Raw genomic sequence first — 1,990 nt, 5'->3', positions numbered from 1 at the left:
GCCGCTGCTATTAAAAAAGCCGAAGTACTCACCATTCCAGCGAAAGACTTTTATGGTCATAGCTGTCGTATCTCACAGTTGTTCGTGAGCCATCTTATTCTGCTCGTGGCAACCCGTAGGCTAGGGAAGCGGATTACGGGCTGGCCAGCACAGCCGGAGGCATCCCACCAACAACGGTCACAGCAGAAGCAAGTCCGACGGCAGGAGGTGGATTCTTGAAACTATCTATCGCGTCAACAATATTCTTTATGAAAGGTTCAAACATTGAATAGTCGATGCTGTCATTTTTTTCCACGACTTTGTACGCGAAGGTCGCCTTATAGTAGTGTGAATTCTTGTCGAGTGTTTCCGTTGGATCAAAAGTCTTCCCATCCACCTGAATAGATTTATCCTTCGCGGAAAATAAATCCTCAATGCACGAAGATGCTTGTCCATTCAACGGAGTGGCGACTACATAAATGTTGTGAAAGACATGGAAAAAATTTTCAAGCCCCGTAGGCTTGGTTTTCAACCATCTCTTTACAGTGCTATAAATCGCACCTTTAGCTGTCGCCCCAGTATCATTGTCAATAACAAAAATAACAGGATGCATGCCGGCAGGTGCCTTAAAGCGTCTGACCTCCTCAAAGTAGGTTTGCATCAGTTTTGACAAACCAGACGCACCACCGCTTTCATTGCCAAAGATTTCGCCAGTACTTGTATCTGTATACTTGAACAATTGGACACTCAGTACGCGCGCTCCACTATCGGCAATTTTCGTTAAGGACGGGAATTTTAAATGAAGCGAGTGTATAGCCCTGCTGAGGTAGACGTTATCAGTTTTCCCTTCACAAATCAAAAGCGGCCTGGTATTTGCGTACAGCAGTTTATATAAAAGAAAGCGCAGGTATATCGATTCATTACCTGTTTTTTTAGCACTTCGCACGAGCGCATAATTATAAGGATGCCCCTGCATCTGGGCCCAATTAAATTTATCCACCGTGTGAATGAAGCCAAGACGCCCGTGCAATTGATTTAGTGTTCCAGGGACTTCAATCAAAGACTGCCGCCCAGAAGCATCAATAGCAGGCTTCTTGATAAAATATGCTCCAGTGTTGAGAAGGTGATGCACCTTTGCTCTCACATCGTGTCGATACTCCGCGCGGACATTTACTTTGGCATTAGTCACCAATCCAGTGACCTCTTGCCTTGAATTCTTATAGCTCATACGAGTTTTGTCTTCATTGATGACAAAATCGCATTTCTTAATTAACCCACGAAGCTGCTTACCCACCACCCAAATGGCGCCGGAATTTTCCTTTAGCTTGGCAATAGCTGAAGGAAATTCACGCTTGTTGGTAGAAAAAGTGAGATCGTCCGCATATCGCGTGTAGAGACAACCATTTCGGCCGGCCAGCCTGACAAGGTGCATGTCTAGAATCTGCCCAATCAGATTTGAAATGATTGGAGAGCAAGGACTGCCCTGCGGGAGCTTACCGTCGTAGCAAGCGATCTGCGCTAAAACCGTTGCCACATCTTTATGTAGTTCAAAGCTCCGATCCTTCATGAAGAAGCCGCGTAACCTTTGAAACGTAATGGTTCCGAAGAAGTCCTTCAGATCCAAATTAAAGACGTAGCGCTTTTGACGGTGGGGGTAAGCATTAGTAAAAATACTTCGGCCTGGCATGAATCCGTGAGAAACGGTATTCGGCACATTAAGCGCAACCGAAATCTCGTCGACGCATTTCAGCAGGACGGCTGCAAGATTTCTCTGCAAATTTTTAAGCCCCTCCTGAGGGGCACTAATTTCTCTGGTCCCGCCAGATTTTTTTGGAATATGGAACGTTTTGTAGTTAGCGCTGCCTTGCTTTTTAAACAAGAGGTATGTCAAATCCTTGAGCTTAATGTCAAGAATTAGCGCAACATCGGCTCTAGACGTGGCCTTTTTCAGCGCCTCTAGATAGGAAAGATGGTCCATCATTTGAAGGTGGGCCTGTAGACACTCCTATGC

Annotated in this window: 1 protein-coding gene; it reads right to left on the bottom strand. The window is 45.6% G+C overall.

Going from position 1 to position 1,990, the window contains the following annotated elements; translation table 11 throughout:
* Positions 1-133 precede the first annotated feature (133 nt).
* Positions 134-1,960: a retron Ec67 family RNA-directed DNA polymerase/endonuclease gene (locus AC1DXX_RS33305; RefSeq protein ID WP_478138467.1), complete on the bottom strand. Its 1,827-nt coding sequence runs from the start codon at positions 1,958-1,960 to the stop codon at positions 134-136.
* Between the last annotated feature and the right edge of the window lie 30 nt (positions 1,961-1,990).

The organism is Variovorax sp. P4_B10, from assembly GCF_056402375.1.
Note: the sequence above shows the minus strand (reverse complement) of the source record. Positions and strands in the feature narration are given on the sequence as shown.

Bases quoted from the DNA above. Each gene is read 5' to 3' on its own strand.
- AC1DXX_RS33305 (WP_478138467.1), bottom strand. From the start codon at position 1,960: ATGATGGACCATCTTTCCTATCTAGAGGCGCTGAAAAAGGCCACGTCT.